Origin of the sequence: Variovorax paradoxus, assembly GCF_024734665.1 — a bacterium.
Lineage (GTDB): Bacteria > Pseudomonadota > Gammaproteobacteria > Burkholderiales > Burkholderiaceae_C > Variovorax.
Genome location: NZ_CP102931.1, coordinates 6284105 through 6307040, shown reverse-complemented (window position 1 = coordinate 6307040; position 22936 = coordinate 6284105). Strand labels below are relative to the sequence as shown.

Below are 22936 nucleotides of genomic sequence, written 5' to 3'. Positions count from 1 at the left end.
TCAGGCCCGCTTGCGGGCTTCCTCGTCCACGAGGTCTTTCTTCGAGAGCTTGCCCACGGCGGTCTTGGGCAGCTCCGGCCGGATCTCCAGCGCGCCGATCATCTCGTGCTTGCCCAGGCGGTCCTTCAGGAAGGCCTTGAGCGCATCGAGCGTCAGTTCGCTCGCGCCTTCCTTCAGCTTCACGAAGGCCTTGGGCGACTGGCCGCGGTACTCGTCTGGTATGCCGATCACGCAGACCTCGGCCACCGAAGGGTGCTCGTACACCGCCTCTTCCAGCACGCGCGGATAGACGTTGTAGCCGCCGCACAGCAGCATGTCCTTGGTGCGGTCGACGATGTAGAAGTAGCCGTCGGCGTCCATCTTCGCGACGTCGCCGCTGCGGAAGTAGCCGTCGGCCGTCATCGACTCGGCGGTTGCCTTCGGGTTGTTCCAGTAGCCCTTCATCACGTTCGGGCCCTTGATGCACAGCTCGCCCGGCTCGCCGAACGCGGTGACGTCCTTCGCCGGATCGTCCAGGCTCACGAGCTTGATGCGCACCTGCGGCAGCGGCATGCCGCACGAGCCCGCCTTGCGCACGCCGCGCGCGGGCGTGAAGGTGCCCACGGGCGAGGTCTCGGTCATGCCCCAGCCTTCGTTGAGGTGGCAGCCGGTGAGTTCGAAGAAGCGCTGCTCCACCTCCACTGGCAGCGGTGCGCCGCCCGATCCGCAGAACTTGAGCGAGCGCAGGTCCATCTCCTTGGCCTTGGGGTGCGAGAGGATCGCGGTGTACATCGTCGGCACGCCGGGGAACACGCTGATCTTGCTGGCCGCGAGCTCGTTCATCACCGCGTCGACATCGAAGCGCGTGTGCAGCACCAGCGCTGCACCCAGGCGCACGCCGAGCAGCATCGCGGCGCTGAGCGCGAAGATGTGAAAAAGCGGCAGCACGACCAGGAAGCGTTCTGCCCCTTCGGCCAGGATGGGCGGATCGCCCTTGGTCGATTCGTAGTACTGCGCCGAGGCCGACGTGAGGTTGGCGTGCGTGAGCATCGCGCCCTTGGGCAGGCCGGTGGTGCCGCCGGTGTACTGCAGCACCACGATTTCTTCCGCGAGGTCGCCGAGCGGATGGGTCTTGTACGTGCCTTCGCTTTTCAGCAGCTCGGTGAAGCGCACATGCCGGTCGTCGGTGGGCACGGGGGCGATCTGGCCGGCGCCCTGCAACTGGGCTTGCACCTTGTCGCCCATCGCGCCGTAGTCGCCGAGGCTGCCGACCACCAGCTTTTGCAGGCGCGAGTTGTCGAGCAGGCGCGCCATCTGCGGGTACAGGTTGACGAGGTCTAGCGTGATGAGGATGTCGGTGCGGCTGTCCTCGATCTTGTGGGCCAGCACGCGCTCGGCGTCGAGCGGTGAGTAGTTCACCACCGTGCCGCCGGCCTTGAGCACAGCGAAGAAGGCGATCGGGTAGTGAGGCGTGTTGGGCAGGTAGAGGCCGACGTGCACGCCAGGCTTCACGCCCAGGTCCTGCAGGCCCTTGGCGGCATGGTCGACTGCGGCGCCGAGCTGGCGGTAGGTGATGGCCTGGCCCATGAACTCGACGGCGGAGTTGTCGGGCCAGCGCTCGACAGCCTCGTCGAGCATCTGCTGCACCGGCTTCACGGGCAGTTCAGCGTCCCAGCGCATGCCCGGCGGGTAGGCGCGTGTCCAGGGGGTGTTGTCGCCGGAAAGGGCGGCTGGGGAGGGGGTGGCCATGCGTCTTGTCTCCGCTGTGCTGTTGTTGCAAATCGCGTGGCGGGTCTGCGCCGCCTTCTTCAGCGGCACTGTAGCGCCGGGCCTTTGCGCTGTGGACCTGGGCCTGACAAGCCGGCGACAGGGGTTTTCCCGATTTCCCACACGCCAGAAGCCCCTACCGCCGGGCTGGGACAATGGCGGGCTTATGGCAAAGCAACGGATCGTGGTGGGACTGAGCGGCGGAGTGGACTCCGCGGTCACGGCGCACCTGCTCAAGCAGCAGGGGCACGAGGTGGTCGGCATCTTCATGAAGAACTGGGAAGACGACGACGACAGCGAATACTGCTCGTCGAACATCGACTTCGTGGACGCCGCCAGCGTGGCCGACGTGCTGGGCATCGAGATCGAGCACGTCAACTTCGCGGCCGACTACAAGGACCGCGTGTTCGCCGAATTCCTGCGCGAATACAAGGCCGGCCGCACGCCGAACCCCGACGTGCTGTGCAACGCCGAGATCAAGTTCAAGGCTTTTCTCGACCACGCCATGCGATTGGGCGCAGAGAAGATCGCCACCGGGCACTACGCACGCGTGCGGCTGAACGAGGCAACCGGCAAGCACGAGCTGCTGAAGGGGCTCGACCCGTCGAAGGACCAGAGCTACTTCCTGCACCGCCTGAATCAGGCACAGCTGTCGAAGACGCTGTTCCCGGTTGGCGAGCTGCACAAGACCGAGGTGCGCCGCATCGCGGAGGAAATCGGCCTGCCCAACGCGAAGAAGAAGGACTCGACCGGCATCTGCTTCATCGGCGAGCGGCCGTTCCGCGATTTCCTCAACCGCTACATCTCCAAGGAGCCGGGCCCGATCAAGGACGACCGCGGCCGCAAGCTGGGCGAGCACCAGGGGCTGAGCTTCTACACGCTGGGGCAGCGGCAAGGGCTGGGCATTGGCGGCGTGAAGGAGAAGGGCGCGCAGCGCGGCTCGGGCGACCACTCGCCGTGGTTCGTGGCGCGCAAGGACGTCGAGAAGAACACGCTCTGGGTGGTGCAGGGGCACGACCATCCGTGGCTGCTGTCGTCGGTGCTGAAGGCGGACGATGCGAGCTGGGTCTCCGGCGAGGCGCCGGTGCCGGGCGGTTATGGCTCGAAGGCGCGCTACCGGCAGGCCGATGCGGCCTGCGAGATGGATGCGGGGGACGAAGGCGCGAATGTTGCCGCGTTCGGCTTGCGTTTCGGCGAGCCGCAATGGGCCGTGACGCCGGGGCAATCGGCCGTGCTCTATGACGGCGAACGCTGCCTTGGCGGCGGCGTCATCGTCTGATTGATTGTTCAGGGCGCTGATCGCACCGATTCGTCGACGTGGATCAGGTCCAGCGGGTGGCGCTTGCCGGCCAGGTGGTCTTCGATGCACTGCAGCAGCAGCGGGCTGCGATGCCGCGCCACGCTGGCGCGGATTTCATCCGCTGTCATCCAGATAGTGCGCACGATGCCTTCGTCGAGCGGTCGGCCTTCTTCAAGCGCACCCAGCGTGCCTGTGAAGGCGAAGCGCATATAGGTGGTGTCTTCGCCGCGCTCGGCCAGTGGCCGGGAACGCGCCATATAGACGCCGATGAGCGCTGTTGGCGTGAAATGATGGGCCGTTTCTTCGAGGGTTTCGCGTGCGCAGCCCTCGGCGGGGGATTCGCTGGGGTCGAGATGCCCTGCGGGCGTGTTGAGTCGCAGGCCATCGCTGGTCTGCTCCTCGACCAGCAGGAAGCGCCCGTCGCGCTCGATTACCGCGGCCACGGTGACGTTGGGTTTCCAGCGCTGGCTTGCCATGGGATTTGCCGTGTTTTAGGCGCTTATTTCAGCACGTAGCCGCTGAAGCGCCAGACGCGGTCGCTGTCGAGGTGAAAGCTCACGAGTTCGCGCAGCGTGCCGTCGGGCTTGTTCGCGAAGCGGGTCTCGTATTCGACACTGACGTACTGGCCGGCCGTTTCGCCGTCGGGGTCAGCCACGACCTGGCGATTGACCGCCACCCAGGTGCGCATTTGCGGTGCACCAATTGGGGCGCGGCTCCTGGCGACCTGGCCGGTGAAGTCGGCGCGCGTCACGCGCTTGCGGGTGGCCGGGGTGGCGCCGTCCCACAGTTCGCCGGCCTTGCCCTGGTCGATCATCTGAATCGCCAGCATGCCGCCGCGCACCATGTCGCTGGCTTCGACCTCCTGCGCAGCGGCCGGGCTGAGCCAGCTCCAGAACAACGTGGTGGCGAGCAGCAACCGGATCATCGGATTCATTCGTCTCATTCCTTGTGGCGCAAGCACATGACGGCGGGGTGCCGTTGGAGACTGTAGCGTGCCGGAGATTCCCGACTCAGCGCGCGCCGATGCCGGACAAGGCATCGGCTTCGATTGTTTCCAGCCGATAGCCCAGGCCGTAGATGGCCAGCAGCAGGAAGCCGTTTGCGGGGCGCAGGTCGAGCTTGGTTCGCAGGCGCGAGACATGGGTGTCGAGCGAGCGCGACAGCGCCTCGATGCCAAGGCCCCAGACGGCCTCGTGCAGGTGCTCCCGCGAAAGCAGTCGCCCGACGTTCTGGAACAGGAACAGCGCGAGCTCGTACTCCCGGTTCTTCAGCTCTACCTGCACGCCGCGAACTTTCAGAACGCGCGAGGGCGGATAGAAGTGGTAAGGGCCGAAGACCAGTTCCATCTCGTGCTGGGCCGGGTAGGACCGGCGCAGCAGCGCGTTCACACGCGCTTCGAGTTCGCCGGCACGGGTGGGCTTGACCATGAAGTCGTCCGCGCCCGCGTTGAGGCCTTCGACCATGTCCGCCTCGTCACGCTTGTCGGTCACGAAAAGAATGGGAAGCCGGCTGTTGAGTTCGTGACGGATGGACCTCACCACGTCTGGGCCCTCCATGTCGGACAGGTTCCAGTCGAGTATCAGCAGGTCGAAGGTCTGCCGGCGCATTGCCTGCAACAGCGCTTTTCCTTCCGTGTAGGGATGGCACTCGTGCTCGAGTGCCGCCATGGTTCGATTGATTCGCTTGAATTGATCTACACCGTCATTGAGTACCGCGATTCGCATTCCATCCCCTTCTTCCTCCCCTTCGTCAGTCTCTGTGAACTGGCGATTGGGCTGAAGTGTATCTATCTGCGACTAACGTAAAGTTTTTGAATTGCAACTAATGCACGCAAATCGGGGTTTTCAGTTCACTTGTTAACGAAGTTAACAGCAATTGAATACAAATCGAGATCTTGAATGAAGGGCGTTATTGGCGCCCATCGACAATTTCTCGCTGGACAAACCGCCTGGAGTTCGGCCGGCGCGAGGTTGAACACGTGCCCCAGTCTGCGCGAGGCGGCTATCGAATACCCGAGTTTGCTATCAATTGAGTAGCAATGACGGCAGCATTCATCGGCACTTTGGGGTCAAAACCACAGAGCGTTTTGGCGACGGCGGGCGGCTGTAATCTTGCTGTAAGCTCTGCCCGCATTCCCTGTGCCCCCTTGCTCTGAGGAGATCTCTATGCTGATAGGCGTGCCCGCCGAGACACTGGCTGGCGAAACCCGCGTGGCTGTTACACCTGAGACGGTGAAAAAACTGGTCGCCTCAGGGCACTCCATACGGGTGCAGTCGGGGGCCGGCGTTGCAGCCAGCGTCACCGATGCCGCGTACCAGGCCGCAGGCGCCGAGATCACCGACCAGGCCGGGGCCTTCTCCGCCGACATGGTGCTCAAGGTGCGCACGCCCACCGATGCCGAGGCCGCGCTGCTGAAGTCCGGTGCCGTCGTCATCGGCATGCTCAACCCCTTCGACGCAGCCGGCCTTCAGCGCCTGGCGGCTGCCGGCGTCGTCGGCTTCGCGCTCGAAGCCGCGCCGCGCACCACCCGCGCCCAGAGCATGGACGTGCTCTCGTCGCAGGCCAACATCGCCGGCTACAAGGCCGTGATGATCGCGGCCGACAAGTACCAGCGCTTCTTTCCGATGCTCATGACGGCGGCCGGCACGGTGAAGGCCGCGCGCGTCGTCATCCTCGGCGTCGGCGTGGCGGGCCTGCAGGCCATTGCCACGGCCAAGCGCCTGGGCGCTGTCATCGAGGCGTCCGACGTGCGCCCCAGCGTCAAGGAGCAGATCGAATCGCTCGGCGGCAAGTTCATCGAAGTGTCCTACGACACCGATGAAGAAAAAGAAGCCGCGGTCGGCGTCGGCGGCTATGCCAAGCCGATGCCTGCGAGCTGGCTCGCGCGCCAGCAGGTCGAAGTCGCCAAGCGCGTGGCGCTGGCCGACGTCGTCATCAGCACCGCCCTCATTCCGGGCCGTGCCGCGCCGACCCTCATCACCGAGGACATGGTCAAGTCGATGAAGCCGGGTTCCGTCATCGTCGACATCGCCGCAGGCAAGGGCGCGGGCGGCGTGGGCGGCAACTGCCCGCTGTCGGAAGCAGACAGGACGGTGGTGAAGCACGGCGTGACCATCGTCGGTGAAACCAACCTCGCGGCGCTCGTGGCGGCCGATGCCTCGGCGCTCTACGCGCGCAACGTGCTCGACTTTCTCAAGCTCATCGTCACCAAGGAGGGCGCGCTGAAGATCGACCTCGAGGACGACATCGTCGCCGCCTGCCGCGTCACGCAAGACGGCCAGGTCACGAAGAAATAACGCCCGCCGAGGAGAAGAACATGGACATCGTTTCGCACACAGTCATCAACCTGATCATCTTCGTGCTGGCCATCTACGTCGGCTACCACGTCGTGTGGACCGTCACGCCCGCGCTGCACACGCCGCTGATGGCCGTGACCAACGCCATCTCGGCCATCGTGATCGTGGGCGCCATGCTGGCGGCCGCGCTCACCGACACGCCGCTGGGCAAGACCATGGGCGTGCTGGCCGTGGCGCTGGCCGCGGTGAACGTCTTCGGCGGCTTCCTCGTCACGCGGCGAATGCTGGAGATGTTCAAGAAGAAAGAAAAGAAGGCCGTCGCACCGAAGGCTGAAGAGGGAGCCGCCAAGTGAGCATGAACCTCGTCACGCTGCTGTACCTCGTTGCCAGCATCTGCTTCATCCAGGCCCTGAAGGGCCTGAGCCATCCCACCACCTCGATCCGCGGCAACATCTTCGGCATGACCGGCATGGCCATCGCCGTGCTGACCACCGGCGCGCTGATCTACAAGCTCGCCAGCGGCAACCTCAACGGGCTGAGCTATGTGCTGGTCGCGCTGGTGCTCGGCGGTGGCCTCGGCGCCTACATGGCCAACAAGGTCGAGATGACCAAGATGCCCGAGCTGGTCGCCTTCATGCACAGCATGATCGGCCTGGCTGCGGTGTTCATCGCGGTGGCCGCAGTGGCCGAGCCGCATGCCTTCGGCATCGCGATCAAGGGCGACCCGATCCCGAGCGGCAACCGGCTCGAACTGTTCCTGGGCGCGGCCATCGGCGCCGTCACCTTCAGCGGCTCGGTCATCGCCTTCGGCAAGCTCTCGGGCAAGTACAAGTTCCGCCTTTTCCAGGGCGCGCCGGTGCAGTTCGCGGGCCAGCACATGCTGAACCTCGTGCTGGGCCTGGCCACCGTCGGCCTGGGCCTGGTGTTCGTCTTCACCGAAAGCTGGCCGGCCTTCTTCGCGATGCTGGCGCTGGCCTTCGTGATGGGCGTGCTCATCATCATCCCGATCGGCGGCGCCGACATGCCGGTGGTGGTGTCGATGCTCAACAGCTACTCGGGCTGGGCGGCCGCGGGCATCGGCTTCAGCCTGAACAACGCGATGCTGATCGTGGCCGGTTCGCTTGTGGGCTCTTCGGGTGCGATCCTGAGCTACATCATGTGCAAGGCCATGAACCGCTCGTTCTTCAACGTGATCCTGGGCGGCTTCGGCGGCGAGGCGGCCACGGCCGGCGGCGCGGCCAAGGAACAGCGCCCAGTGAAGACCGGCAGCGCCGACGACGCGGCCTTCGTGCTCGGCAATGCCGAGACCGTGGTGATCGTGCCGGGCTACGGCCTTGCAGTCGCACGCGCGCAGCACGCGGTGAAGGAACTCGCGGCCAAGCTCACCGAGAAGGGCATCACCGTGAAGTACGCGATCCACCCGGTGGCGGGCCGCATGCCCGGCCACATGAACGTGCTGCTGGCCGAGGCCGAGGTGCCGTACGACCAGGTGTTCGAGATGGAAGACATCAACGGCGAGTTCGGCCAGGCCGACGTGGCGATCATCCTGGGCGCCAACGACGTGGTGAACCCTGCCGCGCACACCAAGGGCAGCCCGATCTACGGCATGCCGATCCTGGAGGCCTACAAGGCCAAGACCGTCATCGTGAACAAGCGCTCCATGGCCGCCGGTTATGCCGGTCTGGACAACGAGCTCTTCTACATGGACAAGACCATGATGGTCTTTGGCGATGCCAAAAAAGTAGTGGAAGATATGGGCAAGGCCATCGAATAGGCCGAAGGTCCCTGCCCGCACGGCGGGCGAGTTCTTCGCGGCGCCACTTCGAGCGCCGTTTTCGTTTTCAACAAGTCCGACTTCCTGGAGGAGACAAATCCAATGACCGATCGTCCCTGGCTCAGCAGCTACCCGCAGGGTGTGCCCGCCGATATCGATGCCTCGCAGTACCCCTCGCTGGTCGCGCTCATGGAAGAGAGCTTCACGAAGTACGCCGATCGCACGGCCTACAGCTTCATGGGCAAGGACATCAGCTACGCGGAAACCGACAAGCAGAGCAAGGCCTTCGCGGGCTACCTGCAGGGCCTGGGCCTCGCCAAGGGCGACCGCGTGGCGGTCATGATGCCCAACTGCCCGCAGTACCCGATCTCGGTCGCGGGCATCCTGCGCGCCGGGCTGATCCTGGTCAATGTGAACCCGCTGTACACGCCGCGCGAACTCGAGCACCAGCTCAAGGACTCGGGCGCCAAGGCGATCATCATCATGGAGAACTTCGGCACCACGCTGCAGCAATGCATCGGGGCCACGCCGGTCAAGCACATCGTGCTCGCTTCGATGGGCGACCGCCTCGGCTTCCTGAAGGGCGCGCTCGTCAACTACGTGGTGCGCAACGTCAAGAAGATGGTGCCCCAGTTCAACCTGCCGGGCGCGGTGCGCTTCAACGACGCGCTCGACAAGGGCGCGAGCGCATCGCTCAAGCCCGTGGCCATCGGCCCCGACGACGTGGCGGTGCTGCAGTACACGGGCGGCACCACCGGCGTGTCGAAGGGCGCGGTGCTGCTGCATCGCAACGTGATCGCCAACGTGCTGCAGTCCGAAGCCTGGAACGAGCCGGTCATGAACAAGGTGCCGGCCAACGAACAGCCCACCAGCGTGTGCGCGTTGCCGCTGTATCACATCTTCGCGTTCACGGTCGGCATGATGCTGAACATGCGCACGGGCGGCAAGCTGATCCTGATTCCGAATCCACGCGACATTCCCGGCGTGCTGAAGGAACTGTCGAAGCACACCATCCACAGCTTCCCTGCCGTCAACACGCTGTTCAACGGACTGGCGAACCACCCCGACTTCAACACCGTCAACTGGAAGAACCTCAAGGTCTCGGTCGGCGGCGGCATGGCGGTGCAGGCCGCGGTCGCGAAGCTCTGGCTCGAGAAAACCGGCTGCCCGATCTGCGAAGGCTACGGCCTGTCGGAGACATCGCCGTCAACCACCTGCAACCCGACCAACAGCACCGCCTACACCGGCACCATCGGCCTGCCGCTGCCGAGCACCTTGCTCAAGCTGCTCGACGATGACGGCAACGAAGTGCCGACCGGCGAGCGCGGCGAAATCGCCATCAAGGGCCCGCAGGTGATGGCCGGCTACTGGCAGCGCCCCGACGAAACTGCCAAGGTCATGACGCCCGACGGCTACTTCAAGAGCGGAGACATCGGCGTGGTCGACGAGCGCGGCTACTTCAAGGTGGTCGACCGCAAGAAGGACATGATCCTGGTGTCGGGCTTCAACGTGTACCCGAACGAGATCGAAGACGTGGTCGCACTGATTCCGGGCGTGCTCGAATGCGCGGCGGTCGGCGTGTCCGACGACAAGACCGGCGAGGCCGTGAAGCTCGTGATCGTGAAGAAAGACCCTTCGCTCACCGAGGCACAGGTGCGCGAATACTGCAGAGCAAACCTTACGGGTTACAAGCAGCCGCGAATCGTAGAGTTTCGTAGCGACATGCCGAAGACGCCGGTCGGCAAGATCCTTCGCCGCGAGCTGCGCGACGCCAAGAAGTAAGCGCTGAAGTAAGGGTTCGGCCCGGGTGGGGCCGCGGCATCGATCTTGCATATTCGCGGGTCGATGTTTCGATTCCTACTGACCCGTGTGAGCCTGCTGGTGCCGACTTTCATCGGCATGACACTGCTCGCCTTCTTCCTCATCCGGCTCGTGCCGGGCGACCCCATTGAAACGATGGCCGGCGAGCGCGGGATCGACCCCGCGCGCCATGCCGAGCTGCGCACCGCCTACGGCTTCGACAAGCCGGTGATCGTGCAGTACGGCATCTACATCGGCCGCGTGCTGCACGGCGACCTCGGCAAGTCGCTCATCACGCAGGACACGGTGATGAGCGAGTTCCTCGCGCTCTTTCCGGCCACTGTCGAGCTTGCGGTCTGCGCCATTCTTTTCGCGCTGCTGCTGGGGCTGCCGGCTGGCATTCTTGCGGCGGTGCGGCGCAATTCCATCTTCGACCACGGCGTGATGGCCACATCGCTCACCGGCTACTCGATGCCGATCTTCTGGTGGGGGCTGCTGCTCATCCTGTTCTTCTCGGTGCAGCTCGGATGGACGCCCGTGTCGGGGCGCATTGCGGTGCAGTACTACATCGAGCCCGACACCGGCTTCCTGCTGATCGACTCGCTGCGTGCCGGCGACATCGATGCCTTCTGGTCGGCGCTGCATCACCTCATCTTGCCGGCCATCGTGCTCGGCACGGTGCCGCTTGCGGTCATTGCGCGCATGACGCGCTCGGCCATGCTCGAAGTGCTTGGCGAGGACTACATCCGCACCGCGCGTGCCAAGGGCCTGTCGCGCTTTCGCGTGGTGGGGCTGCATGCGCTGCGCAATGCGCTGATTCCGGTCGTCACCGTCATCGGGCTGCAGGTGGGTGTGCTGTTCACGGGGGCGATCCTCACCGAGACCATCTTCTCCTGGCCCGGCGTCGGCAAGTGGCTCATCGAGGCCATCGGCCGGCGCGACTATCCGGTGCTGCAGGGCGGCATGCTGCTGCTTGGCGGCATCGTGATGCTGGTGAACCTGCTCGTCGACGTGGCTTACGGCGTCATCAACCCCCGCATCCGGCGCTGAGCTCATGGCCTCGACACAAACCATTTCCACCGGTGCGAAAAGCACCGCCCCTCCCGGTCCGTGGCGCGAGTTCTGGACGGCGTTCTCGGCCAACCGCGGCGCGGTCATCGGGCTCGCCACCATCGTCGTGCTGCTGCTCGTTGCGCTGTTCGCGCCGTGGATCGCACCGCATGCGCCCAACGAAACCAACAGCGCCGTCTTCCTGCAGCCGCCGGCGTGGCAGCAGGGCGGCTCCGTCAGCTACCTGCTGGGCACCGACGCGATCGGGCGCGACATTCTTTCGCGGCTGATGTACGGCGCGCGGCTGTCGTTGTCGATCGGTGTCGCGGTGGTGGCGCTGTCGGTGGTCGTGGGCGTGGTGCTCGGGCTGATCGCGGGCTTTTTCCGCGGCGTGCTCGAGATCGCGATCATGCGGCTGATGGACATCGTGCTCACGCTGCCGAGCCTGCTGCTGGCCATCGTGATCGTCGCGATCCTCGGGCCGGGGCTGGTCAACGCGATGCTCGCGGTGGCCATCGTCGTGCTGCCGCACTATGTGCGCATCACGCGCGCCGCCGTCATCGCCGAGGTCTCGCGCGACTACGTGACCGCCGCGCGCGTGAGCGGCGCCGGCACGCTGCGCCTGATGTTCAGCGAGGTGCTGCCCAACTGCGCCGCGCCGCTGATCGTGCAGGCCTCGCTCGGCATCTCGACCGCGATCCTTGATGCGGCAGCGCTCGGCTTCCTCGGGCTCGGCGCGCAGCCGCCTTCGCCCGAGTGGGGAACCATGCTGGCCGATGCGCGCGAGTTCGTGCTGCGCGCGTGGTGGGTCGTCACCTTCCCGGGCATGGCGATCCTCGCGGCGGTGCTGGCTTTCAATCTTCTGGGCGACGGTCTGCGCGACGCGCTCGACCCCAAGCTCAAGCGCTGAAGCAAAGGAAAGAAAAGATGCCTTTGCTTGAAATAAAGGATTTGCACGTCGAGTTCCCCACCCAGGGCGGCGTGCTGCATGCGGTCGACGGCGTGAGCCTCACGCTCGAAGAAGGCGAGGTGCTCGGCATCGTCGGCGAATCGGGCTCGGGCAAGAGCGTCACGATGATGGCGCTGATGGGCCTTGTCGGCTTTCCGGGCCGCGTGCGCGCGGACCACATGCGCTTTGCGGGCAAGGAGCTGCTCGGCATCTCAGACAAGGCGCGCCGCGCGCTGGTAGGCAAGGAGGTCGCGATGATCTTCCAGGAGCCCACCACCAGCCTCAACCCCTGCTTCACCATCGGCTTCCAGCTGATGGAGACGCTGCGACTGCATCTGAAGCTCGACAAGCGCGAAGCGAAGAAGCGCGCGACCGAACTGCTCGAGCAGGTGGGCATACCGGCCGCGTCGTCGCGCCTGGGCAGCTATCCGCACCAGCTTTCGGGCGGCATGAACCAGCGCGTGATGATCGCCATGGCCATCGCCTGCAACCCGCGCCTGCTGATCGCTGATGAGCCGACCACCGCACTCGACGTGACCATCCAGGCGCAGATCCTCGACCTTCTGCGCGACCTGCAGAAGGAGCGCGGCATGGCGCTTGTGCTCATCACGCACAACATGGGCGTGGTCAGCGAAATGGCGCAGCGCATTGCCGTGATGTACGCGGGGCAGGTGATGGAGCACCAGCGCGTCGACCGGCTCTTCGCGTCGCCGCAGCATCCGTACACCGAGGCGTTGCTCGCGGCGCTGCCCGAGCGCGCCGCGCCCGAGGGCCGGCTCGCCACCATCAGCGGCGTTGTGCCCGGCGTGCACGACCGGCCCGCAGGCTGCCTGTTCGCGCCGCGTTGCAGCTACGTCACCGAGCGTGCCTGCCAGGTGCGGCCCGCGCTGCGCGAGTGGCAGAGCGCCGAGGTGCGCTGCCACTTTCCGCTCGGCGAACCGGGGCGCAAGGCGGCCATCGAGAGCGATCCGCCGAAGCAGCAAGCGGCCGAGGTGCTGTCATGAGCGAAGCATCGACCAGCGCATCGAATGAAGTGGTTGTCGAGGCGAACAACCTCCAGCGCACCTACGACATCCGCCGCGGGCTGTTCCGCGCGCCGTCGCATCTGCGCGCGGTGGGCGACATCTCGTTTCGCATCGAGCGCGGGCGTACGCTGGCCGTGGTCGGCGAATCGGGCTGCGGCAAGTCGACCCTGGCGCGCATGGTCGCGCTGATCGAAAAGCCCACGGCAGGCCAGCTCACGCTGGTCGGCGCCGACGCGGTGAACCCGCCGCCAGAGCGCAAGCGCGAGCTGCGCCAGGCTGTGCAGCTGGTGTTCCAGAACCCGTACGGCTCGCTCAATCCGCGCAAGAAGATCTCGACGGTGCTCGAAGATCCGCTGGCCATCAACACCACCATGGGCAAGTCGGAGCGCGCTGCCAAGGCCCGCGACATGCTCGCGCGCGTGGGCCTGCGGCCCGAGTACGCCAACCGCTATCCGCACATGTTCTCGGGCGGCCAGCGCCAGCGCATCGCGATTGCACGCGCGCTGATGCTGAGCCCGCGCCTGCTGGTGGCCGACGAGCCGGTGTCGGCGCTCGACGTGTCGATCCAGGCGCAGGTGCTGAACCTGCTGGCCGACCTGCAGGCCGAACTGGGCTTGGCGTATCTCTTCATCTCGCACGACCTCGGCGTGGTGCGGCACATCGCGCACGACGTGCTCGTGATGTACCTCGGCCACGCGGTGGAGCAGGGCCCCAAGTCGCGCATCTTCGCGCGGCCGCTGCATCCGTACACGCAGGCGCTGCTGGCCTCGACGCCGGGCCTCAGCAGCCAGCGCATCGTGCTCAAGGGCGAGCTGCCGTCGCCGCTGAATCCGCCTTCGGGCTGCGTGTTCAGCACGCGCTGCCCGCACGTGGCACCGCGTTGCCATGAGGAGCGACCGCTGCTGCGCATGCTCGACGAGCGGCTGGTGGCTTGCCACTTCTCCGAGAAGTTTCTCGACGGCGCGCCGCTCGTGCGCGCCGATGTCCCCTCCGCCGCCATCGCGATGGCGACGAACCCTTAACGTTCGCTTTTTCAACCGTGTCTCAAGGAGTCCATATGAAGACCCAGCCCACCGTTTCGCGCCGCTCACGAAGCCTGGCGCTCCTGGCACCGACAGCGCTTGCGGCCCTTACCCTGGCCTGTGGCGCAGTGTCTGCCAAGACGCTGGTGTATTGCTCGGAAGGCAGCCCCGAGAACTTCTACCCGGGGATGAACACCACCGGCACCTCGTTCGACGTGACCACGCAGGTCTACAACACCATCGTCGAGTTCGAGCGCGGTGGCACCAAGGTCGTGCCGGGCCTGGCCGAGAAATGGGACATCTCCGCCGACGGCACGGTCTACACCTTCCACCTGCGCAAGGGCGTGAAGTGGCACACCACGAGCAAGAGCTTCAAGCCCACGCGCGACTTCAACGCCGACGACTTCATCTTCATGCTCGAGCGCCAGTGGAAGGAGAGCGATCCCTTCTTCAAGGTCACGAGCCAGAACCACTCCTACTTCAACGACATGGGCATGCCCAAGCTGCTGAAGACGGTGGACCGCATCGACGACTACACGGTGAAGATCGTGCTCAACCAGCCCGAGGCGCCGTTCCTCGCAAACCTGGCCATGCAGTACGCGGGCATCCAGTCGAAGGAATACGCCATTGCCATGCTGAAGGCCGGCACGCCCGAGAAGGTCGACCAGGACCCGATCGGCACCGGCCCCTTCTACCTTGTGCAGTACCAGAAGGACGCGATCATCCGCTTCAAGGCCTTCCCGCAATACTGGGGCGGCAAGGCGAAGATCGACGACCTCGTGTTCGCGATCACGCCCGACGCCTCGGTGCGCTGGGCCAAGCTGCAGAAGGGCGAGTGCCACGTCATGCCGTACCCGAACCCGGCCGACCTTGACGCGATCCGCAAGGACCCGAACGTGCAGCTGCTGGAGCAGCCCGGCTTGAACGTCGGCTACCTCTCGTACAACACGACGAAGAAGCCCTTCGACGACGTGCGCGTGCGCAAGGCCATCAACATGGCGATCAACAAGAAGGCCATCATCGACGGCGTGTATCTCTCGACCGGCGTGGCCGCGAAGAACCCGATTCCGCCCACCATGTGGTCCTATAACGATGCCGTGAAGGACGACCCGTACGATCCCGAAGCCGCCAAGAAGCTGCTGGCGCAGGCCGGCTTCCCCGACGGCTTCTCGACCGACCTGTGGGCCATGCCGGTGCAGCGCCCGTACAACCCGAACGCCAAGCGCATCGCCGAGCTGATGCAGGCAGACCTCGCCAAGATCAACGTCAAGGCCGAGATCAAGAGCTTCGAGTGGGGCGAGTATCGCAAGCGCCTGCAGGCTGGCGAGCACCAGATGGGCATGCTGGGCTGGACCGGCGACAACGGCGACCCGGACAACTTCATGTACACGCTGCTGGGTTGTGCTTCGGCCAAGTCGGCCAGCGGCAGCAACATCTCGAAGTTCTGCTACCAGCCGTATGAAGACCTCGTGGTGAAGGCCAAAAGCACGACCAAGCAGGCCGACCGCGACGCGCTCTACAAGAAGGCCCAGGTGATCTTCAAGGAGCAGGCGCCGTGGTTCACGATCGCGCATGCGGTGCAGCTGAAGCCGGTGCGCAAGGAAGTGGTCGATTTCAAACTGAGCCCGTTCGGGCGCCACACCTTCTACGGCGTGGACATCAAGTAACAGGTGGTTGCGCCCATCGCCATCGTCGCGGCAATGCACGAGGAGCTGAGCGCGCTCCTCGCGCAGATGCCCGATGAGCAGCGCGTGCGCATCGCCGGGCGAGACTTCTGGGTCGGCCATCTGCATGGCCAGCCTGTGGTCGCGGTGCTGTCGCGCATCGGCAAGGTCGCGGCGGCGGTGACGGCCACGATGCTGCTCGAGCGATTCGCCGTCGGGGCCATCGTCTTCACCGGCGTCGCAGGTGGACTCGCACCGGGGGTGAATGTCGGCGACGTGGTCGTTGCCACGCAGTTGCTGCAGCACGACCTCGATGCCTCGCCCATCTTTCCGAAATACGAAGTGCCCTTGCTGGGCCTTTCGCGCTTTACGGCCGATGCGGCGATCAGTGATGCATTGGCGGGCGTTGCCAAAGTGACGCTGCATGACCCGGTGGCCCTGGTGGGGCAGGAGGCCGTCGACGAGTTCGGCCTCCAGTCGCCGAAGGTGCATCGCGGCCTGCTGGTGAGTGGAGATCGCTTCGTTTCGACTGCCGCCGAAAGCGAAGCGCTGCGCCTCAGCTTGCCCGAAGCGCTCGCGGTCGAGATGGAAGGTGCCGCGGTGGCGCAGGTGTGCCATGACTACGGCGTGCCGTTCGCGGCCATGCGGACGATCTCGGACCGGGCAGACGACGAGGCGCATGGCGACTTCTCGCGCTTCGTCGCCGAGGTCGCGAGCCGCTACAGCCTCGCGCTGGTGAACGCGTGGCTGGCCGCTCAGGGCGCGAAAAGGGCCTGAGCTACGGCGTGATCCGCCGCCAACGCGGAAGGTCGCGAAGCAGGGGCGGGATCGACAGCACCAGCAGCAGGGCGGCCAGCGGCACGACGCAGACGAACCCCACGTACTTGAAGCCGAGCGCGCCCACCGTACCCCCGAGCACGAACATGCCGACCAACCCGCCGCAGCGGCGCAGCCTGCTGCGGTCGTGGCGCACCGGCAGGGGTGTCGACGGCATGTGCCGGTTCCAGTAGAGCATCTTGCCCAGCTCGATCCCCATGTCGGTGATGTTGCCGGTCATGTGGGTGGTGCGCGTGCTGCCGCCCGAGGTCTTCGACGCCACGGCGTTCTGCAGGCCCATGATGAACGACAGCAGCAGCACCGTGAGCGGCACTGCGAACGGCGTTGCCCAGGTCAGCGTGATGGCACCCGCGAGTCCGAACGGAAACATCAGCGCGGCTTCCAGCAGCAGAGGCAGCGCATAGACGCCGTGCAGCCGGTGCTGCCGCGCCCAGTTCACCAGCACCGCGCACACCGCGGCGCCGGTCGTGAACGCCAGGATCGCGCCCAGCGCATTCAGCAGCAGGGTGAGGTTGCCCAGCACGATGCCGTCCGCCAATTGCGAGGCGAAACCGGTCATGTGCGAGGTGTACATGTGCAGCACAAGGAATCCGCCCGCGTTGACGGCCCCGGCATTGAAGGCCAGCAGCAGGCCGAGCGCGGTGTTGGTCGACGGCGCGCGGTGGCGGTTGGTGAGGAAGCGAAGTCTGCGCACGGGGCTCTCCGGGGGCGGCGCTGGGCCGGCAGCCACTCTAGCACCCGGCGCCCCTTGCGGCGCCCTGTACTGGCTGCTACTTCAACCAGCCGCGCCGGCGGAAGTACCACATCGGCACCAGCGCGCTGGCCGCCATCAGCACGATGGCATACGGATAGCCCATGGCCCAGTCGAGCTCCGGCATGAACTTGAAGTTCATGCCGTAGATGCTCGCGATCAGCGTGGGCGGCAGCAGCGCGACGCTGGCCACCGAGAAGATCTTGATGGTCTTGTTCTGGTTGATGTTGATGAAACCGACGGTCGCATCCATCAGGAAGTTGATCTTGTCGAACAGGAAGGCCGTGTGGTTGTCCAGCGACTCGATGTCGCGCAGGATCTGACGGGCTTCCTCGAACTGCTCGGCATTGAGCATCTTGCTGCGCATCATGAAGCTGACCGCGCGGCGCGTGTCCATCACATTGCGGCGGATGCGGCCGTTCAAGTCTTCCTGCCGCGCGATGAGGCCGAGCACCTCGCCGGCCAGCTCGTCGGTGACATTGCCCGAGAGCACCTTCTTGCCGGCCACTTCGAGCTCGTCGTAGATGTTCTCCAGCGTGTCGGCCGAGTATTCGGCGTCGGCGTCGAAGAGCTTGAGCATCACTTCCTTGGCATCTTCGATCAGCCCCGGTGCGCGGCGCGCGCGCATGCGCAGCAGGCGGAACACGGGCACGTCTTCGTCGTGGATCGAGAACAGCACGCCACGGCTGCGCAGGTCGGTGTTGTGCTGGTTGAGGATGAAGGCCACGCGCACGGTGCGCGGGTCTTCGTCGTCGTCGATCAAGAAGTCGGAGCGGATGTGCAGCTCGCCGTTGTCTTCCTCGTAAAAGCGGGCCGACTCCTCGATGTCCTCGTCCATCGCGTCTTCGGGAATGGACAGGCCGTAGTACTGTTTGATCCAGCGCTTTTCTTCGAGCGTGGGCGACTCGAGGTCGACCCAGATCGGCTGGAACTTGGAGAGCTCTTCGAGCGCCTCGATCTCTTCCTGAACGAGGCGGCCGTTGGCGAGCGTGAAGATGTTGAGCATTGGCTCACTCCCGGGAATGACTGAACGATGGGCGAGGGAGGGGCGCTTTCAATTCCCGGGCCCGACGTGCGCTAAGAAAAACGCGTCAGTGAAGGGGAGTTGAAAGCTGCCGAGACGGGGCGGTTTCCATTGGGAAGAATCTCCGGTTGCAGCGAGGCGCGATTATGTCACCGGCCACATGGCAGCGCGGTGGCTGGACTGGACGGGCATACAGTAAAGTCGTGCCCATGCAGACCGCTGCGCTCCCCGTTTTTTCCGCTGCCGCGAAGACCCAGGCCGAGCGCCTGGCCGCCGCGCTGGCCACGCTCAACGACGCGCAGCGCGCGGCGGTCGAACATGGGGTGGGTGCGACCATTGCCGAGCGTGACGAGCGGCCGCTGCTCGTCATTGCCGGTGCAGGTTCGGGCAAGACCAGCACGCTGGCGCACCGTGTCGCACACCTCATTGCCGGCGGTGTCGATCCGCAGCGCCTGCTGTTGCTGACCTTCTCTCGCCGTGCCGCGCAGGAGATGGAGCGCCGCGCAGGCCAGGTGCTGGCACGGGTGCTCGGCCTGAAGTCGGAGGCGCCGCCCGCGCTGCCGTGGGCCGGCACCTTCCACGGCATCGGCGCGCGGCTGTTGCGCGAGTACGCGCCGCAGATCGGGCTCGACGAGAACTTCACCATCCACGATCGCGGCGATGCCGAAGACCTGATGGGGCTGGTGCGCCACGAGCTGGGCCTGTCTTCCACCGTCAATCGTTTTCCGCGCAAGGGCACCTGCCTGTCGATCTATTCGCGCTGCGTGAACACGCGCGCACCGCTGGCCGATGTGCTGAAGGAGGCCTTTCCCTGGTGCGATGAATGGGAGGCCGAACTGAAGAAGCTGTTCGGCGCCTACGTCGAGGCCAAGCAGCGGCAGAACGTACTCGACTACGACGACCTGCTGCTCTACTGGGCCGAGATGGCCGCCGAGCCCGCGCTGGCCGCGCACATCGGTGAGCGCTTCGACCATGTGCTGATCGACGAGTACCAGGACACCAATCTGCTGCAGGCTTCGATCCTGCTGGCGCTCAAGCCCGACGGGCGCGGCGTGACAGTTGTGGGCGACGACGCGCAGTCGATCTATTCTTTTCGCGGCGCGACGGTGCGCAACATCCTCGACTTTCCGTCGCAGTTCACGCAGGCCGCGCGCGTGGTCACGCTGGAGCGCAACTACCGCTCGACGCAGCCGATCCTCGATGTCTCGAACCGCGTGATCGCGCATGCGGCCGAGCGGCACGCCAAGGCGCTGTGGACCGACAAGCCCTCGGCCGGCAAGCCGCTGCTGGTGCTCGTGCCCGACGAAGCGGGGCAGGCGCGCTGGGTGGCCGACAAGGTGCTGGCGCATCGCGAGGGCGGACTGGCGCTCAAGTCGCAGGCAGTGCTGTTTCGCACTTCGACGCACAGCGCGGCGCTCGAACTCGAGCTGGCGCGGCGCAACATCCCGTTCGTGAAATTTGGCGGGCTCAAGTTTCTCGAGGCCTCGCACGTGAAGGACCTGCTCGCGGTGCTGCGCTTTGCGCAGAACCCGCGCGGGCGCATGGCAGGCTTTCGCGTGACGCAGCTGATTCCGGGCATCGGCCCTGTCACGGGCACGCGCCTGCTCGATGCGATGGACCAGGCGGCCGACCCCGCCGCGGCGGTGCGCGAGTTCGTGCCGCCTTCAGCGGCACGCGCGCAGTGGGTCGACTTTGCCGAGGCCTACGCCGCCTTGCGCGAACCCGCGCTGAAGTGGCCGGCCGATGTCGAGCTGGCGATGGACTGGTACCTGCCGCATCTGGAGCGCCTGTACGAAGACACCTCCGGCGTGCGGCGCGCAGACGTGGAGCAGCTCGCGCGGCTCGCTGCCGGGTATGCCTCGCGCGAACGCTTCCTTACCGAGCTCACGCTCGACCCGCCCGAAGCCACCAGCGACCGCCCAGGGCCGCCGCTGCTCGACGAGGACTACCTGATCCTCTCGACCATCCATTCGGCCAAGGGGCAGGAGTGGAATTCGGTGCATGTGCTCAACGTGGTCGACGGCTGCCTGCCGGCCGACGTGGCGCAGAGCGCGCACGAGCTGGAAGAAGAGCGCCGGCTGCTCTACGTGGCGATGACCCGGGCACGCGACCACCTGCACTTGCTGATACCGCAGCGCTTCCACATTACGCAGCAGGCGGCGCGCGGCGATCGGCACCTGTACGCCAACCGCACGCGCTTCATCGCCGATGCCGATCTCGAAGGCTTCGAGCAGCAGACCTGGCCGCCTCCGCCGGAGCGCCCGCCGGCCGTGCCGCCGCCGAGCGCGGTGATCGACCTGCGCAACCGGATGCGCGCGGCCTGGCGCTGAACCGCTGAGCGGGCTGCTGGCCCTTCCGGTGGCAGGGTCACACGTGGACCGAGGCTGAAACATTTGTTCCCGAAGCGCCGCATCGCCTGCCCCGCGAGCGCCAGCTGCTATTGATTCGCTAGCGTGTGAAAAGCTGCGCACGAAGCCGCAAAACCCCGGGCAACTCAGGTATTGCAATACCGTGACAGCTTGGGCATAGTGAATCGACCCACCCCTCTTTCCTCTTCTTCCCTTCTCCCGTTCCCCCTCTCAAAACTCCCGTTTTTCGCCGGCCACGCTGCATTCCGTAGTGCGGTCATTTCCCCAACCGTCAATTCCAGGAGGTCATTCATGAATTTGACGATCAGCGGTCATCACCTCGACGTCACCCCTGCCTTGCGCACCTACGTCACGAGCAAGCTGGACCGGATCACCCGACATTTCGACCAGGTTGTCGATGTGAAGGTGATCCTCACGGTGGAAAAGCAGAAGGAAAAGGAACGCCGCCAAAGGGCGGAGTGCAACATTCACGTCAAGGGCAATGACATGTTCGCGGAGTCGAGCCACGCTGATCTCTACGCTGCGGTCGATGAGCTGGTCGACAAGCTCGACCGCCAGGTGGTGCGCCACAAGGACCGCCTGCAGGACCACCATCACGCGGCGCCCAAGCGCGTGATGTAAGAGCCCCCGGCTCGCATCAAGGCCGCCTTCGGGCGGCTTTTTGTTTTCCGACTGTTGCGGTAGGGCTTTGGCAAGCCCCCAGAGGGAAGCACGAGGCCTCAGGACAACATGTAGACAGAAAGTAAATAGGGGGACTGGGGGTTTTTACCAAGCGGGTGCATAATCGCCCCCGCTCTGCACCCACCATGAATCGCCTCGCGTCCATCCTGCCGCCCGCTCAAGTGCTTGTGAGCGTTGACGCTACTAGCAAGAAACGTGCTTTCGAAGAAGCCGGCCTGCTGTTCGAAAGCCTTCACGGTCTGGGCCGTGCCCTCATCACCGACAGCCTGTTTGCCCGTGAGCGCCTCGGCTCCACCGGCCTGGGCCACGGCGTTGCCATTCCGCATGGCCGCATCAAGGGCCTCAAGGCGCCGATGGCGGCGGTGTTCCAACTGGCCAATCCCATTGGCTTCGACGCACCCGACGAGCAACCCGTCGCGCTGCTGATCTTCCTGCTGGTGCCCGAAGCGGCCACGCAGAAGCACCTCGAAATCCTCTCTGAAATCGCCGAACTGCTGAGCGACGCCAGCCTGCGCGAACAGATCAAGTCCAGCACCGACGCCACTGCCCTGCACGGCCTCATCGCCGGCTGGCAGTCCACGCAAGTCGCCTGAGCGCATGTGTCGGCGCGTGCGGCTGCTGATAAGCTGCGCGGCTCTTCTTCCAGTCACTCATCCAATGCCGGCGCCGGGCGCCGTCTCCTGAACGCATGAAGCCGACCGTCATCAGCGCCGATGCCATGTTCGAGGAGTTCCGCGGCTCGCTCCGCTGGGAATGGCTCGCGGGGCTCGGTGCTTCGGAGCGCCAGTTCGACCCCGAAGTCATCAGCCGCGCACAGTCGGCGGCCGACCTCGTTGGCTATCTCAACTACATCCACCCGTACCGCGTGCAGATCCTGGGCGCCCGCGAGGTGGCCTACCTGACGCGCGGCAGCGAGGAAGACTGCGCGCGGCGCATCGCCCGCATCGTCACGCTGGAGCCGCCGATGCTGGTGCTGGCCGACGGCCAGGCTGCGCCCGACGAGCTGCTGTCCATCTGCGAGCGCGCCCAGCTGCCGTTGTTCGCCACGCGCGAGTCGTCGGCCTTCGTGATCGACCTGCTGCGCGCCTATCTGTCCAAGCACTTTGCCGAGCGCACCTCGATGCACGGCGTGTTCATGGACATCCTGGGCATGGGCGTGATGATCACGGGCGAGTCGGGCCTGGGCAAGAGCGAGCTCGGCCTGGAGCTGATCTCGCGCGGCAATGGCCTCGTGGCCGACGATGCGGTCGACCTGTTCCGCATCAACCAGAACACCATCGAAGGCCGCTGCCCCGACCTGCTGCTGAACCTGCTCGAAGTGCGCGGCATCGGCCTGCTGGACATCCGCGCGATCTTCGGCGAGACGGCGGTGCGCCGGAAGATGCGGCTGAAGCTCATCGTGCACCTCGTGCGGCGCGACAGCTTCGAGCGCGACTACGAGCGCATGCCCTCGGCGCCGCTCACGCAGGACGTGCTGGGCATCCCGGTGCGCAAGGTCATCATCCAGGTGGTGGCGGGGCGCAATATCGCCGTGCTGGTGGAAGCGGCGGTGCGCAATTCGATCCTGCAGCTGCGCGGCATCGACACGTACGCCGACTTCGTGGCGCGCCACCACAAGGCGATGGAAAACTCCCGCGACGGGGACTGA

The 22936-nt window shown here is 65.5% G+C and carries 21 protein-coding genes; 15 read left to right on the top strand and 6 right to left on the bottom strand.

Annotated features, from left to right (window positions below; genetic code table 11):
• On the bottom strand, positions 1-1728 hold the full coding sequence (locus tag NWF24_RS29530) for a long-chain-fatty-acid--CoA ligase (RefSeq protein ID WP_258351628.1): 1728 nt from the start codon (positions 1726-1728) through the stop codon (positions 1-3).
• 184 nt (positions 1729-1912) lie between these two features.
• On the opposite strand from NWF24_RS29530, the gene mnmA reads away from it, so the two are divergent.
• The gene (gene mnmA, locus NWF24_RS29525) at positions 1913-3025 is read left to right on the top strand and encodes a tRNA 2-thiouridine(34) synthase MnmA (RefSeq protein WP_258351627.1); all 1113 of its coding nucleotides are present in this window, start codon (positions 1913-1915) and stop codon (positions 3023-3025) included.
• An 8-nt stretch (positions 3026-3033) separates the two neighbouring features.
• Here mnmA and NWF24_RS29520 read toward each other — a convergent pair whose 3' ends face one another.
• The 3 genes from NWF24_RS29520 to NWF24_RS29510 form a co-directional block, all read right to left on the bottom strand.
• Positions 3034-3522: an NUDIX hydrolase gene (locus NWF24_RS29520; RefSeq protein ID WP_258351626.1), complete on the bottom strand. Its 489-nt coding sequence runs from the start codon at positions 3520-3522 to the stop codon at positions 3034-3036.
• A 23-nt stretch (positions 3523-3545) separates the two neighbouring features.
• Positions 3546-3980: a DUF4019 domain-containing protein gene (locus NWF24_RS29515; protein ID WP_258351625.1), complete on the bottom strand. Its 435-nt coding sequence runs from the start codon at positions 3978-3980 to the stop codon at positions 3546-3548.
• A 76-nt stretch (positions 3981-4056) separates the two neighbouring features.
• Positions 4057-4770: a response regulator transcription factor gene (locus tag NWF24_RS29510; protein WP_258351624.1), complete on the bottom strand. Its 714-nt coding sequence runs from the start codon at positions 4768-4770 to the stop codon at positions 4057-4059.
• Between the two features lie 441 nt (positions 4771-5211).
• On the opposite strand from NWF24_RS29510, the gene NWF24_RS29505 reads away from it, so the two are divergent.
• The 10 genes from NWF24_RS29505 to NWF24_RS29460 all read left to right on the top strand — a co-directional run bounded on the left by NWF24_RS29505 (position 5212) and on the right by NWF24_RS29460 (position 16403).
• A complete protein-coding gene (locus NWF24_RS29505; RefSeq protein ID WP_258351623.1) occupies positions 5212-6342 on the top strand; it encodes a Re/Si-specific NAD(P)(+) transhydrogenase subunit alpha in 1131 nt (376 codons plus the stop codon).
• Between the two features lie 20 nt (positions 6343-6362).
• Complete coding sequence (locus NWF24_RS29500; protein WP_093053957.1) at positions 6363-6695, top strand: NAD(P) transhydrogenase subunit alpha; 333 nt, start codon at positions 6363-6365, stop codon at positions 6693-6695.
• Entirely contained in the window at positions 6692-8116 is a 1425-nt protein-coding gene (locus tag NWF24_RS29495) for an NAD(P)(+) transhydrogenase (Re/Si-specific) subunit beta (RefSeq protein ID WP_258351622.1), read from the top strand. Before NWF24_RS29500 ends, NWF24_RS29495 begins: the two co-directional genes overlap by 4 nt.
• A gap of 102 nt (positions 8117-8218) precedes the next feature.
• Entirely contained in the window at positions 8219-9898 is a 1680-nt protein-coding gene (locus tag NWF24_RS29490; RefSeq protein ID WP_258351621.1) for a long-chain-fatty-acid--CoA ligase, read from the top strand.
• 63 nt (positions 9899-9961) lie between these two features.
• The gene (locus tag NWF24_RS29485) at positions 9962-10966 is read left to right on the top strand and encodes an ABC transporter permease subunit (RefSeq protein ID WP_258351620.1); all 1005 of its coding nucleotides are present in this window, start codon (positions 9962-9964) and stop codon (positions 10964-10966) included.
• A gap of 4 nt (positions 10967-10970) precedes the next feature.
• Entirely contained in the window at positions 10971-11876 is a 906-nt protein-coding gene (locus tag NWF24_RS29480; protein ID WP_258351619.1) for an ABC transporter permease subunit, read from the top strand.
• A 17-nt stretch (positions 11877-11893) separates the two neighbouring features.
• The gene (locus NWF24_RS29475; protein WP_258351618.1) at positions 11894-12919 is read left to right on the top strand and encodes an ABC transporter ATP-binding protein; all 1026 of its coding nucleotides are present in this window, start codon (positions 11894-11896) and stop codon (positions 12917-12919) included.
• Positions 12916-13962, top strand: a complete 1047-nt coding sequence (locus NWF24_RS29470; RefSeq protein WP_258351617.1) for a dipeptide ABC transporter ATP-binding protein — start codon at positions 12916-12918, stop codon at positions 13960-13962. The genes NWF24_RS29475 and NWF24_RS29470 overlap by 4 nt, the downstream gene beginning before the upstream one ends.
• A 35-nt stretch (positions 13963-13997) precedes the next feature.
• A complete protein-coding gene (locus NWF24_RS29465) occupies positions 13998-15629 on the top strand; it encodes an ABC transporter substrate-binding protein (RefSeq protein ID WP_258351616.1) in 1632 nt (543 codons plus the stop codon).
• 3 nt (positions 15630-15632) lie between these two features.
• Complete coding sequence (locus NWF24_RS29460; protein WP_258351615.1) at positions 15633-16403, top strand: 5'-methylthioadenosine/adenosylhomocysteine nucleosidase; 771 nt, start codon at positions 15633-15635, stop codon at positions 16401-16403.
• 1 nt (position 16404) lies between these two features.
• Here the strand turns inward: NWF24_RS29460 and NWF24_RS29455 are convergent, their stop codons facing one another.
• A complete protein-coding gene (locus NWF24_RS29455) occupies positions 16405-17157 on the bottom strand; it encodes a YoaK family protein (protein WP_258351614.1) in 753 nt (250 codons plus the stop codon).
• Between the two features lie 76 nt (positions 17158-17233).
• Complete coding sequence (gene corA / locus NWF24_RS29450) at positions 17234-18220, bottom strand: magnesium/cobalt transporter CorA (protein ID WP_257862784.1); 987 nt, start codon at positions 18218-18220, stop codon at positions 17234-17236.
• Positions 18221-18447: 227 nt separating this feature from the next.
• On the opposite strand from corA, the gene NWF24_RS29445 reads away from it, so the two are divergent.
• The 4 genes from NWF24_RS29445 to hprK all read left to right on the top strand — a co-directional run bounded on the left by NWF24_RS29445 (position 18448) and on the right by hprK (position 22936).
• A complete protein-coding gene (locus tag NWF24_RS29445) occupies positions 18448-20568 on the top strand; it encodes an ATP-dependent helicase (protein WP_258351613.1) in 2121 nt (706 codons plus the stop codon).
• Between the two features lie 330 nt (positions 20569-20898).
• Complete coding sequence (gene hpf, locus NWF24_RS29440; protein ID WP_056515121.1) at positions 20899-21228, top strand: ribosome hibernation-promoting factor, HPF/YfiA family; 330 nt, start codon at positions 20899-20901, stop codon at positions 21226-21228.
• 185 nt (positions 21229-21413) lie between these two features.
• Positions 21414-21881: a PTS sugar transporter subunit IIA gene (locus NWF24_RS29435; protein ID WP_258351612.1), complete on the top strand. Its 468-nt coding sequence runs from the start codon at positions 21414-21416 to the stop codon at positions 21879-21881.
• Positions 21882-21976: 95 nt separating this feature from the next.
• A complete protein-coding gene (gene hprK / locus NWF24_RS29430; RefSeq protein WP_093053985.1) occupies positions 21977-22936 on the top strand; it encodes an HPr(Ser) kinase/phosphatase in 960 nt (319 codons plus the stop codon).

Bases quoted from the DNA above. Each gene is read 5' to 3' on its own strand.
- NWF24_RS29530 (WP_258351628.1), bottom strand. From the start codon at position 1,728: ATGGCCACCCCCTCCCCAGCCGCCCTTTCCGGCGACAACACCCCCTGG.
- mnmA (WP_258351627.1), top strand. From the start codon at position 1,913: ATGGCAAAGCAACGGATCGTGGTGGGACTGAGCGGCGGAGTGGACTCC.
- NWF24_RS29520 (WP_258351626.1), bottom strand. From the start codon at position 3,522: ATGGCAAGCCAGCGCTGGAAACCCAACGTCACCGTGGCCGCGGTAATC.
- NWF24_RS29515 (WP_258351625.1), bottom strand. From the start codon at position 3,980: ATGAATCCGATGATCCGGTTGCTGCTCGCCACCACGTTGTTCTGGAGC.
- NWF24_RS29510 (WP_258351624.1), bottom strand. From the start codon at position 4,770: ATGCGAATCGCGGTACTCAATGACGGTGTAGATCAATTCAAGCGAATC.
- NWF24_RS29505 (WP_258351623.1), top strand. From the start codon at position 5,212: ATGCTGATAGGCGTGCCCGCCGAGACACTGGCTGGCGAAACCCGCGTG.
- NWF24_RS29500 (WP_093053957.1), top strand. From the start codon at position 6,363: ATGGACATCGTTTCGCACACAGTCATCAACCTGATCATCTTCGTGCTG.
- NWF24_RS29490 (WP_258351621.1), top strand. From the start codon at position 8,219: ATGACCGATCGTCCCTGGCTCAGCAGCTACCCGCAGGGTGTGCCCGCC.
- NWF24_RS29485 (WP_258351620.1), top strand. From the start codon at position 9,962: ATGTTTCGATTCCTACTGACCCGTGTGAGCCTGCTGGTGCCGACTTTC.
- NWF24_RS29480 (WP_258351619.1), top strand. From the start codon at position 10,971: ATGGCCTCGACACAAACCATTTCCACCGGTGCGAAAAGCACCGCCCCT.
- NWF24_RS29475 (WP_258351618.1), top strand. From the start codon at position 11,894: ATGCCTTTGCTTGAAATAAAGGATTTGCACGTCGAGTTCCCCACCCAG.
- NWF24_RS29470 (WP_258351617.1), top strand. From the start codon at position 12,916: ATGAGCGAAGCATCGACCAGCGCATCGAATGAAGTGGTTGTCGAGGCG.
- NWF24_RS29465 (WP_258351616.1), top strand. From the start codon at position 13,998: ATGAAGACCCAGCCCACCGTTTCGCGCCGCTCACGAAGCCTGGCGCTC.
- corA (WP_257862784.1), bottom strand. From the start codon at position 18,220: ATGCTCAACATCTTCACGCTCGCCAACGGCCGCCTCGTTCAGGAAGAG.
- NWF24_RS29445 (WP_258351613.1), top strand. From the start codon at position 18,448: ATGCAGACCGCTGCGCTCCCCGTTTTTTCCGCTGCCGCGAAGACCCAG.
- hpf (WP_056515121.1), top strand. From the start codon at position 20,899: ATGAATTTGACGATCAGCGGTCATCACCTCGACGTCACCCCTGCCTTG.
- NWF24_RS29435 (WP_258351612.1), top strand. From the start codon at position 21,414: ATGAATCGCCTCGCGTCCATCCTGCCGCCCGCTCAAGTGCTTGTGAGC.
- hprK (WP_093053985.1), top strand. From the start codon at position 21,977: ATGAAGCCGACCGTCATCAGCGCCGATGCCATGTTCGAGGAGTTCCGC.